The organism is Streptomyces sp. NPDC102514, from assembly GCF_055584525.1.
Window position 1 is genome coordinate 85,396 of record NZ_JBVJLW010000006.1, and the last position, 17,385, is coordinate 102,780.

A 17,385-nucleotide genomic window follows, 5' to 3' on the forward strand; every position below is an offset into this window, starting at 1 on the left:
CAGCCTGGTGCCGGCGGTGACAACCGCTCGGCCCGGGACGAGGCCGACCGGGCGCTTCGAAATGGTCCTGATCAGCCCTTCCGTAACGTTTCCGGCCATGCGGGCGGTACGGACGCGACCGAGGTCATAGGCGCTCCGGGGGTGTCCGGTACGTCCGGTGCGCCGGGCGCGTCCGACGGCTGGTTCCGCCGTGAGGCCGCCGCGGCGGTGCCGCGGCAGAGAGACGACGGCCAGGACACCGCCCGTTTCCCGGAGGGCCGGAACACCGACCGTTTCCCTGGAAGCGCGACGGGCGGCAGCGGAAGCGCGGTGGGCGGCGGTACCGCCGGTGCCGGGTACGACCCCGCCGCCGCGCAGGGCCCCGGTTCCGCCGTCGGCCACGACACCTGGCAGGAGTCCGAGCACCCCGAGCACACCCATGACCCGCACGAGGTCACGGTCCAGCTCGACGGTGTGGGACGGCAGCTGGAGGACTGGCTCGTCCAGCAGGCCAAGGGCGCGCCCAGCACCCAGGAGGGCTCGGACGGCCCGGTCTTCGTCGACGAGACGGGCCGCCGCAGCCGCAGATACCGCCGGATAGGCATGGCGGTGGGCCTGGCCTGCGCGGTCTACGCGGTGGCCATCCTCATCACCCTCATATCCGGCAACTCGAACGCCCCCTGGCTCCCCATCAAGGACCAGCAGGGAGACTCACCGGCCGGCCAGGTCGAGCCCTCGGCGGCGCCCACCGAATCCGCCGGTCCGTCCGGCTCCGCGAGCGCCTCGCCCGAGGCGAGCGTCTCCGGCACCGAAGGCACGACGCCGTCACCCGGCGCCAGCCTCTCGGCCGATGCCTCGGCCAGCGCGAAGGCGCCCGACACCTCGGCCGACCCCAAGCCCTCCGCCAGCACCACCAAGCCGGGCGCGGGCAGCAACAACTCGCCCGACCCCGGGGCGGACCCCACCGACGAAGTCCCCGCGTCACCGGATCCCGATCCGGAACCGACCGACACCGGCGTCACGGACGGCCCCACCACCGAGGCCCCCGCCGGAAGCGGCACCAACGACGTTGCCGACGCCCCGCTCACGGCGGTGCCGACTCCCATCGAGCCGAGCCCCCCCACCCCGTCCTCCCCGGAGAACATCCTCTGATGGCACGCCGCACCAGCAAGCGCGGCGCAGGCCGGGGCGCCGTCCGGCGCCGACGCCTGCCCATGCGCTACCTGTTGCCCTCGCTCATCCTCATCGCCCTCATGGCGATGCTGATGCTGCGCGGGTACGTACACAGCGAGATACTCGCGGACCACCGCATCCAGCCCGAGGCCGCCACCGACCGCGTACCGGAGAAGATCCTGGACGGCGGTCCCGTCATCGACACCCGAGGCGGCCGCACCAGCAGCCTCAGCGTGCCGAAGCACCATCTCGTCCTCACCTTCGACGACGGCCCGGACCCCGAGTGGACCCCCAAGGTCCTCGACGTCCTCAAGAAGCACAACGCGCACGCGGTGTTCTTCGTCACCGGCACGATGGCCTCGCGCTACCCGGCGCTCGTCCAGCGCATGGTCGACGAGGGCCACGAGATCGGGCTGCACACCTTCAACCACCCCGACCTCTCCTACCAGTCGAAGAGCCGTATCGACTGGGAGCTGTCCCAGAACCAGCTGGCGCTCGCGGGCGCGGCCGGCATCCGTACGTCGCTCTTCCGGCCGCCGTACTCCTCGTTCGCCGACGCCATGGACGACAAGTCGTGGCCGGTCACCGAGTACATCGGCAGCCGCGGCTACCTCACTGTCGTCAACAACACCGACAGCGAGGACTGGAAGAAGCCCGGCGTCGAGACGATCATCCGCAACGCCACCCCCAAGGGCGGCAAGGGCGCCATCGTCCTCATGCACGACTCCGGCGGCGACCGCCACCAGACCGTGCAGGCACTCGACCGCTTCCTGCCCGAGATGCAGAAGAAGGGGTACGAGTTCGACAACCTGACCGGAGCGCTCGGCGCCCCCAGCGCCCACACCCAGGTCACCGGACTCGACCTGTGGAAGGGCAAGGCCTGGACCTGGGCGGTGCAGTTCTCCGAGAAGAGCACCGACGTCCTCGTCGTCTGCCTCGCGGTCATCGGCACGCTGGTCATCACCCGTTTCGGCCTGATGCTCGTCCTCTCGATCGCCCACGCACGCCGCGTACGCCGGAAGAACTTCCGCTGGGGACCGCCGGTCACCGAACCGGTCTCGGTACTGGTGCCGGCCTACAACGAGGCCAAGTGCATCGAGGCCACCGTGCGTTCGCTGGTGGCGAGCGAACAGCCCATCGAGGTCGTCGTCATCGACGACGGTTCGAGCGACGGCACCGCCCGCATCGTGGAGGACCTGCGGCTGCCGGACGTACGCGTCGTGCGCCAGCTCAACGCGGGCAAGCCCGCCGCCCTCAACCGGGGCATCGCCAACGCCAAGCACGACCTCATCGTGATGATGGACGGCGACACCGTCTTCGAGCCCGCCACCGTGCGCGAACTGGTGCAGCCCTTCGGCGACCCGAGCGTGGGCGCCGTCGCGGGCAACGCCAAGGTCGGCAACCGCGACTCGCTGATCGGCGCATGGCAGCACATCGAGTACGTGATGGGTTTCAACCTCGACCGCCGCATGTACGACATGCTGCGCTGCATGCCGACGATCCCCGGAGCCGTCGGAGCCTTCCGCCGCTCGGCCCTGGAACGCGTCGGCGGCATGAGCGAGGACACCCTCGCCGAGGACACCGACATCACGATGGCCATGCACCGCGACGGCTGGCGCGTCGTCTACGCGGAGAACGCCCGCGCCTGGACCGAGGCCCCCGAGTCCGTCCAGCAGCTGTGGTCCCAGCGCTACCGCTGGTCGTACGGCACCATGCAGGCGATCTGGAAGCACCGCAAGGCGCTCGTCGAACGGGGCCCCTCGGGCCGCTTCGGCCGCGTCGGCCTGCCCCTGATCTCCTTCTTCATGGTCCTGGCCCCGCTCCTGGCCCCCCTGATCGACGTGTTCCTGCTGTACGGGATCGTGTTCGGCCCCACCGAGAAGACGATCGGCGCCTGGCTGGGCGTCCTCGCCATCCAGGCGATCTGCGCCGCGTACGCCTTCCGGCTCGACAAGGAACGCATGACCCACCTCATCTCGCTGCCCCTGCAGCAGATCCTCTACCGGCAGCTCATGTACGTCGTCCTGCTCCAGTCCTGGATCACCGCCCTCACCGGCGGCCGGCTGCGCTGGCAGAAACTGCGCCGCACCGGCGTGGTCGGCTCGGCCCCCGGAGCGGCGGGCGCACCCGCCCCCATGCCCCGCCAGCGAGCGGAGAGCGGCAGCGGAAACGATCGGAGGCCTGTCGGATGACGCATGGCCAGAACACCGACCCGGGCGGCCACCCGGAGGAGCCGCGGTACGACGCGGGCTGGGTGATGTCCCCGTTCGACACGACGGACACGTCCTCTGCGTCCAACGCGTCCAACGCATCCGACGCATCCATCGGGTCCGACGGGTCGGGCGGGTTCGGCACGCGGGTTCCGGCGGAGAATCCGGGGTCCCCGTTCGAGGCCCCGTCCGCGTCCGCCGCGTCCCGGGCACCGTCCGTCCCCGCCCCCACGACTCCCGCCACGCCCTCGGCCTCTTCGCCTTCTTCGGCTTCTTCCGCGCCGAAGAAGGCGAGCGGCCGTGACCGCTACCTGGACCTGCTGCGCACGCTGGCGCTGATCCGTGTGGTCATGTACCACCTGTTCGGCTGGGCCTGGCTGACGGTCCTCTTCCCGTCCATGGGCGTGATGTTCGCGCTCGCCGGTTCCCTGATGGCGCGCTCGCTGAAGCGCCCGGCCCTGGGCGTGATCCGCGGCCGTATCCGCCGGCTCCTGCCACCCCTGTGGATCTTCAGCGCCGTCATGCTCGCCATGATGTTCGCTGCGGGCTGGAACATCTCCGAGGACCCCGACAACGGCGGCACCTGGGGGATGATCGAGCTCTTCAACTACATCGTCCCGATCGGAGCCCCGCCGTTCCCCTGGAGCATCGGCGACAAGTCGGGCCTCCTGGAGCAGACCTGGGCGGTCCAGTCGGCGGGCGTGCTCTGGTACCTGCGGGCGTACCTCTGGTTCGTCCTCGCGTCGCCGCTGCTCCTGTGGGCGTTCCGCAGGGCCCCGTGGCCGACGCTGCTGGCTCCGCTCGGTCTGACGGCCGTGGTCGGCACGGGCATCGTCAACATCCCCGGTGAAACGGGCAACGCGGTCTCGGACTTCGCGGTCTACGGCGGCTGCTGGGTCCTCGGGTTCGCCCACTACGAGGGCATGCTGCAGAAGATCCCGCGCTATGTGGCGGTGTCCGGCTCGACCCTGCTGATGGCGTTCGGCCTGTGGTGGGCGTCGGGCCATCTGGGCCCCGACGGCTGGGACCTGAACGACATCCCGCTGGCGCAGGCCACCTGGTCCTTCGGGTTCGTGGTCATCCTGCTCCAGTACTCCCCGTCCTGGCAGGACCTCCCCGGCCGCCTCAAGCGCTGGGACAAACTGGTCACGCTCTCCAACAGCCGTGCCATGACGATCTACCTGTGGCACAACCTCCTGATCATGGCGACGGTCCCGATCATCGACCAGCTCTACGACCTTCCCTTCATGAACGACGGGATGGTGAGCCTGCTGGACACCACGTACGCGCTGTGGATGTTCGTCCTGGTCTGGCCCCTGATAGGCCTCGCGATCGTGTGCGTCGGCTGGATCGAGGACCTGGCGGCGAAACGGAGCCCGCGCCTGTGGCCGACGGGCTCGAAGAAACCACCCCCACGCCCGGGCCCAGGCTCGGGCCCCCCGTCCCACTCCCACTCCCGGCCTCGCTCACGGGCGCGGGCGCGCTAGGTCCTGTCGTCAAATTCCCGACGTCCGCCCGGAGGGCCGGCAGGCGGGAATTTGACGACAGGGCCTAGGGACAGCCGGACGGACGGACACACTTCCGGTGATGTTTGCGCGGGCCAAGCTCTCTGCTTGGCCCGCGCTTCGCTGTGGGCTCTCCCCTCGGTAGCGTGACTGCGCTCATGACCCCCTCGCCCCACCGGGAGCCGTCCGTGAACCGCCGTCCCACTCTGCTCGCAGCGATCACGCTGACCGCCGCTGCGGCCTTGACGCTGTCCGCCTGCGGCGGCGACAGCTCCGACGCCAAGGCCGACGACAAGATCGCGGGCGCCGACACCGGCAAGGAGAAGTCGGCTTCGCCTGGCGCGTCCGCTTCGACTGCCGCGGACCGCCCGAAGATCGAGCTGCCGTCTGATCTGACGTACACCTTCGAGTGGAAGAAGACCGGGGACAAGGCGAAGGACGCGGTCCTGGCCGACAGGGAGCAGTCCATCAAGGCGGTGGACCTGGCCATCGCCCATCAGGACCCTCTGGACAAGGCGTACCTCTATTTCTACGAGGGCGAGGCTGCTGCCCAGACGCAGCAGTACATCGAGGCGTACGTGAAGGCCAAGGCGCGGACCACCGGCGCGTACCGCTACTACGGCGAGGTCGTCAACGTGAGTGACGCCGACAGTGCCTCGCTCGTGTACTGCGAGGACCAGAGCAAGGGGTACGACATGTACCTGAAGCCGAAAAAGATCAACAAGACGGCTGTGACCAAGAACAGTTACGTGCTCTACAGCGCCCGGCTGAGCAAGAGCGAAGAGGGTGCCTGGGTGGTCGAAAAGCTTGCCTCCCAGAGGGGAAGCGCGAAGTGCCAGCCCTGAACGAGCGTCACCGGCCCGGCGCGTTTCCCCACCCGTCCGGCCCGCGCAACCCGGTCGTCTCAGTTTCGCCACGAGCTTCGCTTTGCTGGAGTTCGCACTGGTGTCGCCTCCCGTGCCCTCGGTAGCGTGGCGCCCTCAAGCCGCCTTCGCCTCACGGGAGACATCTGTGAACCGCCGTCCCACTCTGCTCGCAGCGATCACGCTGACCGCCGCTGCGGCCTTGACGCTGTCCGCCTGCGGTGGCGACAGCGACTCCAAGGACAAGCCCAACGACAAGATCGCGGGCGCCGACACCGGCACGGAGGCGTCGAAGACTCCAGGCGCTTCCGCTTCGCCGGCGACCGACCGGCCGACGGTCAAGCTGCCGTCAGACGTCATCGACAAGTACGAGGACTGGAAGACCGGCGACGATGCGAAGGACGCCGTCCTGACGGACACCGCAGGTCGCATCGACGCCACGAACGACGCCATCGTCAGAGGCGACGCGAGTGCTCCGGGACTTCCGTTCTACTACCGGGACAAGGCGTTGACCGGTGCGGTGGAGTGGGTGCAGGAGTACCAGGACGCCAATCTGTCGTTCACCGGTACCACTCGCTACTTCGACCCGAAGGTCACCCTGAGCGGCAGCACTTCGGCGGCGGTCGTCTACTGCGCTGACGAGAGCAAAGGCTTCAACAAGAACCGCAAGACCGGCAAGGTCGACCGGACGCCGTCGGACGAAAGCCCGTACGTGCTGTACAACACACGCCTGGAGAAGAGCGAGAAGGGTGTGTGGCAGGCCACTGTTCTGATCTCGAAGCGGGGGGACAAGACGTGCGCTGGATGAGAGGGATGGGCCGCATACTGGCCCTGAGTGCAGCTACGGCCGTCGCGGTTTCCGTATTGCCGGGTACCGCTGTGGCATACGGACCGGGTGACGGTCAGGGAAGCGACAACACGCAGGCTTCCGGCAACAGCGACGGCAAAGGAACGGTCTCCTCCACGGCGGGCGCTGTGGTGTTCGACCGTTCCAAGAACGGTTCCGGGAAGTCGGCCGGACCGGTGACGTCCAGTGCCTCGAACTGGACTCCGCCCGCCTGCTATTACGCCCCGAGGTACACCCCGGAGCAGCTTCAGGAGTATCTGGAGCCGATTTGGGAGGCGGGGTCGACGGGGTACGAGTGGGATGCCAAGCAGCGCGAGAAGTATGTCAACGGTGGTGAGTACAAGGACTTCAACAAGGAGAAAACCGGCAAGGGTTACTTCTGGGATTCCTATGTAACCGAGGGCAGGGAAGGCGACCCCGGGGCTCTGGACTGCACGAAGGACATCTTTTGGGTGGACAACGGTGCTCCCCCTCCGCCGGACGTCCCGCAGGCGATCACCCCCGAAATGCTGGCGCAACTGGCGTACGCCGAGATCCGCGTGCCCTCGACCAAGGTCGAGCTGGCTCCGGAGGGCACCACGAAGGTGAACCTGCCGACCTGGGCATGGCTGGACGCGGCGGACTTCAAGCCTGTCTCCGTCACGGCGTCCGTCCCGCTTCTGAATGTTCAGGCGACGACCACGGCCGAACCGCTGTCGCTGAAGATCGAGCCGGGTACGGCCGACGCGACGACGTATCCCGCCTCGGGTGTGTGCGAACTGAACGGCAAACAGATCGGCGAGGCTTACGCCAAGGGCAAGGCGAACGAGACCCCGCCGTGCGGCGTGAAGTACCTGCGCTCGTCGGGCGACGGCTCGTACCAGCTGCAGGCCACGATTACCTGGCGGATTCACTGGACCGGCACGGGCGTGGCCGGTGAGCAGCCCCTTCCGAACGGCGAGTTCGGTGCCGGCCAGGACGTGATCGTCCAGGAGATTCAGTCGATCAACCGCTGACCGGGACGCGGCGAGTATGCGTCATGCCGGGGCTCCACCTCACCGAGTGAGGCGGAGCCCCGGCCGTCTGTATCGTGCGATAGCTTCGCTTGTGCGTACGGTTTCTGGTGGGCGGTCTGTGACGGGGGTTGCGGCGTGGCGGGGTATCGGCCGACGGACTGGCATGTGCTGGATCTGGAGAAGGATCCGACGCCGGGGGATCCGGTCCGGGTGAAGTCCCTTGCCAAGAGCCTGCATGACTTCGCCGATGACGTGCAGGATGCGCTGCGGCTGGTCAAAGGGATGGCGGATGAGGATGCCGTCCTGGCGATGGTGGGCAAGACGGCCGATGTGTTCCGGGATGAGTTTTCCGGGGTGCCGAAGAATCTCAAGAAGCTGAAGAAGTCGTACGACTTGGCGGGGGATGCGCTGGCGGCGTACTGGCCGCAGTTGGAGCGTGCGCAGACCCTCGCCGACAAGGCGCTGGCGAAGGGCCGTGAGGCGCAGGCCGACCTTTCGTCCGCCAAGTCCAAGCTGTCTTCGGCCGATTCGTGGGTGACGCGGGCCAACAAGGAAGCCGACAAGTACAAGGACGATCCCGGTTCGGCGGGCAAGGATGTGCCGAAGCCGGATGAGGCGAAGGTGCGGGCCGCGACCCGGGACGCGCAGAGTGCGAAGGATGCGCATACCTCTGCTCAGTCGGATGTGACCTCGGCGCAGAGTGCGTTGGATGCGGCGAAGAAGATGGCCGCGGATGCGCGTCAGATGCGTGAGGACGCGGCGGGGGAAGCCAAGCGGAAGCTCGATGACGCTTCGGATGCGGGGATTCCGAACCGTAAGTGGTACGAGGAGGTCGGGGACTGGTTCGTCGACAACTGGGACACCATCGTCACCGTCTGCAAGGTCGTCGTCGCCGTCCTCGGGATCATCGCCCTCATCATCGGGGGGCCGATCCTCGGTGCGATCGTGCTGATCGCCGCCCTCGTCGTCTTGGCCGACACTCTCAATAAATATATGAAGGGGCAGGCGTCCCTGTGGGATGTGGCGTTCGCTGCCCTGGATTGCATTCCGGGGATGAAGGGGCTGACCACGCTCGGTGGGCTCGCCAAGGGGCTCAAGGGCCTGAACGGGCTCAAGGCCGGGATGAAGGGCATGGCTGCCGGGGTCCGGGGCCTGGGCAAGTCGGCCCGGGGAGCCCTCGCGGACGGAGCCAAAGGTGCGTACAACCGTCTCAAGAGCAAGATCAAGGGCTGCGGTGACCCGGTTGACGCGGCTACGGGAGAGATGTTCCTGACGGACAAGGACATCGTCCTGCCCGGTGTTCTCCCGATCGCGTTCACCCGCCGCGTTGCCTCCGGCTACCGTACCGGCTGGTGGTTCGGGCCCACCTGGTCCTCGACCATCGACCAGCGGCTCGAAGTCGACGACAACGGCATCGTCTTCGTCACAGAGGACGGAATGCTGCTGTCCTACCCGCACCCCCACCCGCACCCGGAGACGTCGCACACCCCTGTGCTGCCCGTGGCAGGTCCCCGTTGGCCGCTGGTGCGACTGGACGCCGGGGGCTACCGCATCGATGACCCGCTCTCGGGGCGCACCCATCACTTCGCGGCGGTCCGGGAGCGGCTGTGCCTGCTGGAGCGGGTGTCCGACCGCAACGGCAACACGATCGACTTCGCCTACACCGCTGACGGCGTACCTGTCTCGATCCGGCATTCCGGCGGTTACCGCATCACCCTCACGGTGGAGGAGGGCCGAGTCACCGCCCTCGGTCTGGCCGGAGCGGCGGAGGACGGATCGGATCTCACGATCAAGCGGTACGGCTATACGGGGGGCGACCTCACCTCGGTCACCAACTCGTCCGGTCTGCCGATGCGGTTCACGTACGACGAGCGTCTGCGCATCACGTCATGGACCGACACGAACGACAGCACCTATGAATACACGTACGACGACCGGGATCGCTGTGTGACGCAGGGGGGCGAGGCCGGACACGTCACCAACCACTTCTCCTACGACGGTACGGACCAGGCATGGCCCGGATGTCGCATCACCACGGTCACCTCCCCGGAAGGGGCGGCGTCCCGCTTCGTCGTCAACGACAACTGCCAGGTAGTCGCGGAGATCAACCCGCTGGGCGGCACGACTCGGACCGGCTATGACGATCACCACCACCTCGTCTCCATGTCGGACGAGCTCGGCAGCACCACGCGTCTGGTGAACAACGCCCTCGGTCAGGCCACGGAGGTGATCTACCCCGATGGCGCTGTCATCCGCTACGGCTTCAACGATCTGAACCTGCCCGCGTACATGGCCCTGCCCGACGGCACCGGGTGGACGCAGAGCTATGACGAAGCCGGCAACTGCACCGCTGTCACCGACCCGGCCGGAGTCACCACCCGCTACGCGTACACGGGGCAAGGTCACCTCTCCGCGATCACCGACGCGCTCGGTCACTCCACGACCGTGCGATGCGATCCCGCAGGCCTGCCCCTGGAGAACATCAACCCTCTCGGCGCGGCCACCACGTGGGAACGCGATGCCTTCGGACGACCTGTCGCCCGTGTCGATCCTCTGGGGCGTGCCACTCTTTTCTCCTGGACCGTCGAGGGACTGCCCGCACGCCGTGCGGCGCCGGACGGAACAGTCGAGTTCTGGACCTATGACGGCGAAGGCAACTGCACGAGCCACACCGACCAGATGGGCAGGGTCTCCCGCTTCGAGTACACCCACTTCGACCTGCTGGCGGCTCGCACCGACCCGGACGGCGCCCGTCACGAGTTCGGTTACGACTCGTCCCTGCGTCTCACGAGCGTCGTCAATCCCTCGGGGTTGAGTTGGGGTTACACGTACGACGCGGTCGGCAACCTCATCTCCGAAACCGACTTCGACGACCGCACGCTCGCCTACACGGTCGATGCGGCAGGGCGTTACACCGCCCGCACCAACGCACTCGGACAGACAGTGAGCTACGAGCGCGACGCACTGGGGCGAGTGGTGCGCAAGGACGTCGAGGGGCGGATCACCACCTACGTCTACGGGGCGGCGGACCAGCTGTCGGAGGTGAGGGGACCGGATGCCGCCCTCACCCGGCAGTACGACCGGGCGGGCCGCCTGATCGCCGAGACCGTCAACGGCCGGACCATGAGCCATGCCTACGACGAACTGGGCCGCCGTATCCGCCGTACGACCCCTTCGGGCGCCGTCAGTACGTGGGAGTTCGACGCGGCGGACAATCGGACACGACTGATCGCGTCCGGTCGGCCCATCGCCTTCACACACGACGCGTCCGGACGCGAACTCGGCCGCCAGGTGGGTGAGTTCGCCAGTATGTCCGCGGCCTTCGACGAACTGGGCCGCATCACCACCCAGTCGATCTCGACGGCCGTCGCCCCGGAGATTCAGCACCGGGCCTACAGCTACCGCCCGGACGGCAATCTCGTGGGTCTCGACGACAAGCTGAACGGCGGACGAAGCTACGAGCTGGACGCGGCAGGCCGTGTCACAGCCGTCCACGCCCGCGACTGGAGCGAGCGTTACGCCTACGACGAGGCCGGCAACCAGTCCGCCGCCGCATGGCCGGCCTCACACCCGGGCCAGGAGTCCGTCGGCCCCCGCCACTACAGCGGCACCCGTATCGAGCAGGCGGGCAGGACCAGGTACGAGCACGACGCACTCGGCCGCGTCACACTGCGGCAGAAGACCCGCCTGTCGCGCAAGCCGGACACCTGGCACTACGAGTGGGACGCGGAGGACCAGCTCGCCGCGGTGGTGACACCCGACGGCACCCGCTGGTGCTACCACTACGACCCTCTGGGGCGCCGCACGGACAAACAGCGTCTCGCGCCCGACGGTGAAACAGTCGTCGAGCGGATCGATTTCACCTGGGACGACAGCGCTCTCTGCGAGCAGACGACGGTGGCTCCGGACCTGCGCGATCCCGTCACCGTGACGTGGGACTACGACGGTCTGCACCCGATCTCCCAGACCGAGCGAATGATTGCCGCCGATGCTCCTCAGCGCGAGGTGGACTCGCGCTTCTTCGCCATCGTCACCGATCTCATCGGTACGCCCACCGAACTCATCGATGAGTCGGGCGCCATCGCCTGGCGCGCCCGAGCCACGCTCTGGGGTGCCACGGCCTGGGCATCCAGTAGCACGGCATACACCCCGCTGAGATTCCCCGGCCAGTACTACGACGCCGAAACCGGCCTGCACTACAACTACTTCCGGCATTACGACCCCGAGACCGCGCGATATCTCAGCTCCGATCCGCTGGGGCTCGAACCCGCCCCGAACCCGCTCACCTACGTGGACAACCCGCATAGGTGGACGGATCCTCTGGGGCTCGCGCCCAAGGCCTGCACCGACATGCCGTCGCACAAGACGGCACCCAGTCGAAACGCAGCCTTCAGGATGGCCAAACGCGACCTCGGGCTCCCCATGACGCAGCATCCGGACGAGCTGCGCAAGGTTCCGATGACGGACCGCACGGGGCGTCAGATCATGGACGAGAGCGGTAAACCGGTGATGACGCGCGAGTACGTCTACACGAGAGAAGACGGAAGCCAAGTGATCATCCAAGACCACTCTGCGGGACATGACTTCAGAGAGGGCGGCGTCGGAAATCAGGGTCGGCACTACAACGTACGGCCAGGTGAAAACCCACGCACCGGTAAGGTTCCCGGAACCGCACAGCACTACGAGTACTAAGTGGAGTGAGGAAGCATGTCCTGGACAGGCCTTTTGGAGAACCCTGAAGGAATTGAGTCCATCTATCAGGGATCACCTCCACGGCTGGACGGGGTGCACATTCACGATGTCATCCTGAGCAGGGAGGGTCCTTCGCTCCGCGTGCGGTTCGACCTGCCGTCCTATCCGGCAGATCCTCCCCGCAAATGGAGATTGCAGGGCTTCAATACAGTGCAGCTCGGATTGTACTTCGGGGGCTTGCGCAGTGTGGCGATCAATGGCTTCTCCGTAATGCCCGTGGGTGATATCACCATCGCCAGAGATGAGGCGGTTCACGTGGTGATCTCATCGGACGACACCAGTATCCGCGCTGTCGCAGACAGCGTCCACGTTGAAAAGTTGAGTGCATATTTGAATGATCGTTGACCGTGTGGCGTCACGCTCCCTTGCGGGACGGAGCCGCTTTGATGCTTCGTATCAGTTCGCCCAGGCGGGCGCGGGTGGTTATGAGGGTGGTGTCGGGCGCGTCGCTCTCGCGGAGGGCGACGGTTCCGGCAGGGGTGGCGGCGACGTAGACGCAGTTCGATCCGTCGCCGCTGTACGTCGACTTCTGCCAGTCGGTGGCATGCACAGGTGGTCCCTCTCACGTGTCCTGGATGAGGCGGTGGATGAAATCCCGTGACTTGGCGGGACTCAGGGCGCACGACTCCATCCGGTCCAGGACGGCGCGGTACTTGCTCAGTTGTGCCTCGCCGTCGAGGAATTCGCAGGCACCGTGATGTGAGTCCAACTGGATGGTGTCGAGCTGCGGAACAGGGCCGTCGAGGTAGTCGAACGACTGCCCCGTGGTCGGGAAGCGGTCCGTGCCGAAGGGGATCACCCCGAGGGTGACATGGGCCAGTTCGCTCATCTCGATCAGGTGCTTGAGCTGGGCGCGGGCAACCGCGGGACCACCGAAGCCCATGCGAAGCGCCGACTCGTGGATGATCGCCGCGTACGGGGGCGGGTTCTCCCGATATAGGATGCCCTGCCGTTTGATGCGGAACGTGAGGCGGTGCTCGACCTCGTACTGCCGCATGGGCGGGGCCACTTGTCGGAACAGCGATCGTGCGTGGTCCGTCGTCTGCAGCAGAGCGGGAATGTGGATGATCAGCGCCACCCGCAGACCGGCCGCGTGGTGCTCAAGCTCTGCCAGGTCGATCAGCGCGGCGGTCAGGTGCTCGCGGTATTCCTCCCACCACCCGCGGGCACGGCGCCCGGTCATCGCGGCCAGCGCGTCGACGAGCCGGTCGTCCGCGCAGGCGTACGCGCGGGCCATGGAGCGGACCTTGTCGGCGCTGACGGGTGTGCGGCCGGTCTCGATCATGCTGACGCGTGCCTGGTTGACGCCGAGCAGTTCGGCGGCGCCGGTGGCGGTCAATCCGGCCCGTTCGCGAAGTTTGCGCAGCTCGGCACCGAACCTTCGCTGTCTCAGCGTCGGATTACTGGTGGGCGGCAAAGCGCTTCCTTACCTGGCCGTGGCATGGGTCTCTCTCCCTCACACGAGTGAAGCATGGATGCTTCTGGATAGAAAGGTTAGATCCATCTAACCGCCTGCTCTACGGTGGTCCTGCATCGCCAGCGGAAGTGCACCCAACCCCTCTCTTTTCGGAGGCACCCATGGTCACCGTAGCCCCGCCCGACACCTGGACGTACGCCCTTCGCCTGCCCCATGACCCCCGTGCCGCCCGCGTCGCACGCATGACCGTGCGAGCCGCCCTCCACGGGCACGGAATGGCCGAAACCCTCGACGTCGTCGAGCTGTTGACGTCCGAACTCGTCACCAACGCCTACCGGCACACCAGGGGGCCCGCCTCCCTGCGGCTGACCGCGCTGGGCGACGGGCGCCTGCGCGTGGGCGTGTGGGACAGCAGCCCCCACGTCCCGGCGCCCTTCGACGAGCCTCCCGGCGGCCGGGGCGAGAAGAGCACCCCGATCGCGCCGGCCCCCGGCGACGCCGAGAGCGGGCGCGGGCTCCTCCTCGTACGGCAGTGCGCGACCTCGTGGGGCGGCTGGTCCCTGGGGAGCGGTCTGCTCGGACGCGGCGCCGGGAAGCTGCTCTGGTTCGAGGTCTGAGACGCCGACCCGAAAACGCCTCGCCCGAAAACGGCCCCGCCCGAAAACCCTCACCACGCCCCCCGCCCGAGGGTGAGAGCAACGTTCCCCCGTGGTCACTCGCAGGCACAGGGTGGAAACGCGCCGTCCCTACCTTCGGGAACACCACCCGGAAAAATCGTGGAGGCGTGAGATGACAGCCCCGAGCAGCAGCATCGCGACGCGCAAGGGGGGCCGCTGGATCGAGCAGTGGGACCCGGAGGACGAGACGTTCTGGAAGGAGACGGGGGAGAAGGTCGCCCACCGGAACCTCTTCTTCTCCGTACTCTCCGAGCACATCGGGTTCTCGATCTGGACCCTCTGGTCGGTCATGGTGCTCTTCATGGGGCCCGAGTACGGGCTGACCCCCGCCGACAAGTTCTTCATCATCTCGATGGCCACGCTGGTCGGCGCCATCGTCCGGGTGCCGTACACCTTCGCCGTCGCCCGCTTCGGTGGCCGGAACTGGACGATCATCGCGGCGAGCATGCTGCTCGTCCCGACGATCGCCGCCTTCGTGGTGATGGAGCCCGGGACGTCCTTCGGCACCTTCCTCGTGTGCGCCATGCTCGCCGGGGTCGGCGGAGGCAACTTCGCCTCCTCCATGACCAACATCAACTCCTTCTTCCCGCTGCGGAAGAAAGGCTGGGCGCTCGGACTCAACGCCGGCGGCGGCAACATCGGCGTGCCCGTCGTGCAGCTCATCGGGCTCGCCGTCATCGGGGCCAACGGAGGACCGCGGCTGCTGCTCGGGATCTACATCCCGCTCATCGTCGTCGCCGCCGTGCTCGGCGCCCTCTACATGGACAACATCACGTCCGTGAAGAACGACACCGGCGCCGCCCGGGAGGCCGTGAAGGACCCGCACACCTGGATCATGTCCTTCCTCTACATCGGCACGTTCGGGTCGTTCATCGGCTACAGCTTCGCCTTCGGCCTCGTGCTCCAGACACAGTTCGGGCGTACGCCGCTGGAGTCGGCGTACGTCACCTTCATCGGGCCGCTCCTCGGCTCGCTGATCCGGCCCGTCGGCGGCTGGCTCGCCGACAAGTACGGCGGCGCCCGCATCACCCTGTGGAACTTCGTCGGCATGGGCGCCGCGACCGCCGTCATCGTGGTCGCCTCCATGGAGAAGTCCCTCGCCCTGTTCACCACCGCGTTCATCGTGCTGTTCGTGCTCAGCGGGCTCGGCAACGGCTCCACGTACAAGATGATCCCCGGCATCTTCCAGGCCAAGGCCGCCGCCAAGGGGCTGACCGGGGAGGAAGCAGCGTCGTACGGGCGGCGGCTGTCGGGGGCCTCGATGGGGCTGATCGGGGCCGTGGGCGCGGTCGGCGGGCTCGGTATCAACCTCGCCTTCCGGCAGTCCTTCCTCAGTGTCGGGTCCGGCACCGGAGCCTTCGTCGCCTTCCTCGCCTTCTACGGTGCCTGCTTCGCGGTCACCTGGGCCGTATACCTTCGCCGCCCCGCCACCTCCGGGGCGACCGCCACGACCGCGTCGGAGACGAAGACGCAGCTCAGCTACGCCGAGGTGTAACCCGGCACACGGCCCGCCACGTGACGTAACACGGGCGACATCAAGCGGAACCGAGCCTGTCACGCATGATTGACAGGCTCGGTCGTCCGTCGTGAGGCGGGTAGGCGGGGCGCCCCAACCCAGCGGGTGACGCGGACGAACACCACTCCAGCGGGACGAGAGCCATCCATGCCATCCATGTACGAGGAACCGCAGCAGCCGGACCGGACACAGCAGCAACCCGGCCGGCCCGACCAGCAGGACCACGGGCCGCTCGCCGGATTCACCGTCGGTGTCACCGCCGCCCGCCGCGCCGACGAACTCGGCGCCCTGCTCCAGCGGCGCGGAGCCGCCGTCCTGCACGCCCCCGCCCTGCGCATCGTGCCCCTCGCCGACGACAGCGAACTGCTGGCGGCGACCAAGCAGCTCCTCGACCAGGCGCCGGACATCGTCGTCGCGACCACCGCGATCGGATTCCGCGGCTGGGTCGAGGCCGCCGACGGCTGGGGGCTCGGGGAGCAACTGCTCGACGTGCTCCGCAACGTCGAACTCCTCGCCCGCGGACCCAAGGTCAAAGGTGCGGTACGCGCCCAGGGGCTGACCGAGGAATGGTCCCCGTCCTCCGAATCCATGGCCGAAGTGCTCGACCGGCTCCTCGACGAAGGAGTGGACGGGCGCCGGATCGCGGTCCAGCTGCACGGCGAACCCCTGCCCGGCTTCGTCGAGTCGCTGCGGGCCGCGGGCGCCGAGGTCGTCGGCGTTCCCGTGTACCGGTGGATGGCCCCCGAGGACATCGGCCCCCTGGACCGGCTGCTCGACGCCACGGTCGGCCGCGGCCTGGACGCGCTGACCTTCACCAGCGCCCCGGCCGCCGCCTCGCTGCTGAACCGCGCCGAGGACCGCGGGCTGCTGTCCGAACTGCTCGCCGCCCTCAACCACGACGTGCTGTCCGCCTGCGTCGGCCCGGTCACCGCGCTGCCGCTGCAGGCCAGGGGTATCGACACGGTCCAGCCGGAACGCTTCCGGCTCGGCCCCCTCGTCCAGGTGCTGTGCAAGGAACTGCCCTCCCGGGCGCGGACCCTGCCGGTCGCCGGGCACCGGGTGGAGATCCGCGGGCACGCCGTGCTGGTGGACGACGCCCTGCGGCCCGTACCGCCCGCCGGGATGTCGTTGATGCGCGCCCTGTCCCGGCGGCCCGGCTGGGTGGTGGCCCGCGCCGAACTGCTGCGGGCGCTGCCCGGCGCCGGCAAGGACGAGCACGCCGTGGAGACCGCGATGGCCCGGCTGCGCACGGCACTGGGCACGCCCAAACTCATCCAGACCGTCGTCAAGCGCGGCTACCGGCTGGCCCTGGACCCGGCCGCCGACTCCAAATACGCCGACGTCTGACGCGTACGCCGACGTCTGACGCGTACGCCGACGTCTGACGCGTACGCCGACGTCTGACGCGTACGCCGACGTCTGACGCGTACGCCGACGTCTGACGCGTACGC

Annotated in this window: 13 protein-coding genes; 11 read left to right on the forward strand and 2 right to left on the reverse strand. The window is 67.9% G+C overall.

The window, feature by feature from the left end; translation table 11 throughout:
• Positions 1-141 precede the first annotated feature (141 nt).
• The 8 genes from ACZ60E_RS17195 to ACZ60E_RS17230 all read left to right on the forward strand — a co-directional run bounded on the left by ACZ60E_RS17195 (position 142) and on the right by ACZ60E_RS17230 (position 12,669).
• Positions 142-1,131, forward strand: a complete 990-nt coding sequence (locus tag ACZ60E_RS17195) for a hypothetical protein (protein ID WP_469441310.1) — start codon at positions 142-144, stop codon at positions 1,129-1,131.
• A complete protein-coding gene (locus ACZ60E_RS17200; protein WP_453793482.1) occupies positions 1,131-3,344 on the forward strand; it encodes a bifunctional polysaccharide deacetylase/glycosyltransferase family 2 protein in 2,214 nt (737 codons plus the stop codon). The genes ACZ60E_RS17195 and ACZ60E_RS17200 overlap by 1 nt, the downstream gene beginning before the upstream one ends.
• On the forward strand, positions 3,341-4,849 hold the full coding sequence (locus ACZ60E_RS17205) for an acyltransferase family protein (protein ID WP_469441312.1): 1,509 nt from the start codon (positions 3,341-3,343) through the stop codon (positions 4,847-4,849). Before ACZ60E_RS17200 ends, ACZ60E_RS17205 begins: the two co-directional genes overlap by 4 nt.
• A 176-nt stretch (positions 4,850-5,025) precedes the next feature.
• Positions 5,026-5,712, forward strand: a complete 687-nt coding sequence (locus ACZ60E_RS17210; protein ID WP_469441315.1) for a hypothetical protein — start codon at positions 5,026-5,028, stop codon at positions 5,710-5,712.
• Between the two features lie 166 nt (positions 5,713-5,878).
• Positions 5,879-6,538 (forward strand): hypothetical protein, encoded by a 660-nt coding sequence (locus tag ACZ60E_RS17215; protein ID WP_469441317.1) that lies wholly within the window; start codon positions 5,879-5,881, stop codon positions 6,536-6,538.
• A gap of 5 nt (positions 6,539-6,543) precedes the next feature.
• A complete protein-coding gene (locus tag ACZ60E_RS17220) occupies positions 6,544-7,572 on the forward strand; it encodes a hypothetical protein (RefSeq protein WP_469441319.1) in 1,029 nt (342 codons plus the stop codon).
• A gap of 135 nt (positions 7,573-7,707) precedes the next feature.
• Positions 7,708-12,264 carry an HNH/endonuclease VII fold putative polymorphic toxin gene (locus ACZ60E_RS17225; protein WP_469441321.1) on the forward strand — a complete coding sequence of 1,519 codons (4,557 nt, stop codon included), beginning with the start codon at positions 7,708-7,710 and terminating at the stop codon, positions 12,262-12,264.
• A gap of 15 nt (positions 12,265-12,279) precedes the next feature.
• Positions 12,280-12,669, forward strand: a complete 390-nt coding sequence (locus ACZ60E_RS17230) for an Imm50 family immunity protein (RefSeq protein WP_469441323.1) — start codon at positions 12,280-12,282, stop codon at positions 12,667-12,669.
• Positions 12,670-12,679: 10 nt separating this feature from the next.
• Here the strand turns inward: ACZ60E_RS17230 and ACZ60E_RS17235 are convergent, their stop codons facing one another.
• Entirely contained in the window at positions 12,680-12,874 is a 195-nt protein-coding gene (locus ACZ60E_RS17235) for a DUF397 domain-containing protein (RefSeq protein ID WP_469441324.1), read from the reverse strand.
• 12 nt (positions 12,875-12,886) lie between these two features.
• Complete coding sequence (locus ACZ60E_RS17240; RefSeq protein ID WP_469441326.1) at positions 12,887-13,741, reverse strand: helix-turn-helix domain-containing protein; 855 nt, start codon at positions 13,739-13,741, stop codon at positions 12,887-12,889.
• A 161-nt stretch (positions 13,742-13,902) separates the two neighbouring features.
• On the opposite strand from ACZ60E_RS17240, the gene ACZ60E_RS17245 reads away from it, so the two are divergent.
• The 3 genes from ACZ60E_RS17245 to ACZ60E_RS17255 all read left to right on the forward strand — a co-directional run bounded on the left by ACZ60E_RS17245 (position 13,903) and on the right by ACZ60E_RS17255 (position 17,281).
• On the forward strand, positions 13,903-14,358 hold the full coding sequence (locus ACZ60E_RS17245; RefSeq protein ID WP_384805259.1) for an ATP-binding protein: 456 nt from the start codon (positions 13,903-13,905) through the stop codon (positions 14,356-14,358).
• A 172-nt stretch (positions 14,359-14,530) separates the two neighbouring features.
• On the forward strand, positions 14,531-15,913 hold the full coding sequence (locus ACZ60E_RS17250; protein WP_469441329.1) for a nitrate/nitrite transporter: 1,383 nt from the start codon (positions 14,531-14,533) through the stop codon (positions 15,911-15,913).
• A 177-nt stretch (positions 15,914-16,090) separates the two neighbouring features.
• A complete protein-coding gene (locus tag ACZ60E_RS17255) occupies positions 16,091-17,281 on the forward strand; it encodes a uroporphyrinogen-III synthase (protein ID WP_469441785.1) in 1,191 nt (396 codons plus the stop codon).
• The last annotated feature ends 104 nt before the right edge of the window (positions 17,282-17,385 follow it).

Coding starts and splice junctions, on each gene's coding strand:
- ACZ60E_RS17200 (WP_453793482.1), top strand. CDS start 1,131: ATGGCACGCCGCACCAGCAAGCGCGGCGCAGGCCGGGGCGCCGTCCGG.
- ACZ60E_RS17205 (WP_469441312.1), top strand. CDS start 3,341: ATGACGCATGGCCAGAACACCGACCCGGGCGGCCACCCGGAGGAGCCG.
- ACZ60E_RS17210 (WP_469441315.1), top strand. CDS start 5,026: ATGACCCCCTCGCCCCACCGGGAGCCGTCCGTGAACCGCCGTCCCACT.
- ACZ60E_RS17220 (WP_469441319.1), top strand. CDS start 6,544: ATGGGCCGCATACTGGCCCTGAGTGCAGCTACGGCCGTCGCGGTTTCC.
- ACZ60E_RS17230 (WP_469441323.1), top strand. CDS start 12,280: ATGTCCTGGACAGGCCTTTTGGAGAACCCTGAAGGAATTGAGTCCATC.
- ACZ60E_RS17245 (WP_384805259.1), top strand. CDS start 13,903: ATGGTCACCGTAGCCCCGCCCGACACCTGGACGTACGCCCTTCGCCTG.
- ACZ60E_RS17250 (WP_469441329.1), top strand. CDS start 14,531: ATGACAGCCCCGAGCAGCAGCATCGCGACGCGCAAGGGGGGCCGCTGG.
- ACZ60E_RS17255 (WP_469441785.1), top strand. CDS start 16,091: ATGTACGAGGAACCGCAGCAGCCGGACCGGACACAGCAGCAACCCGGC.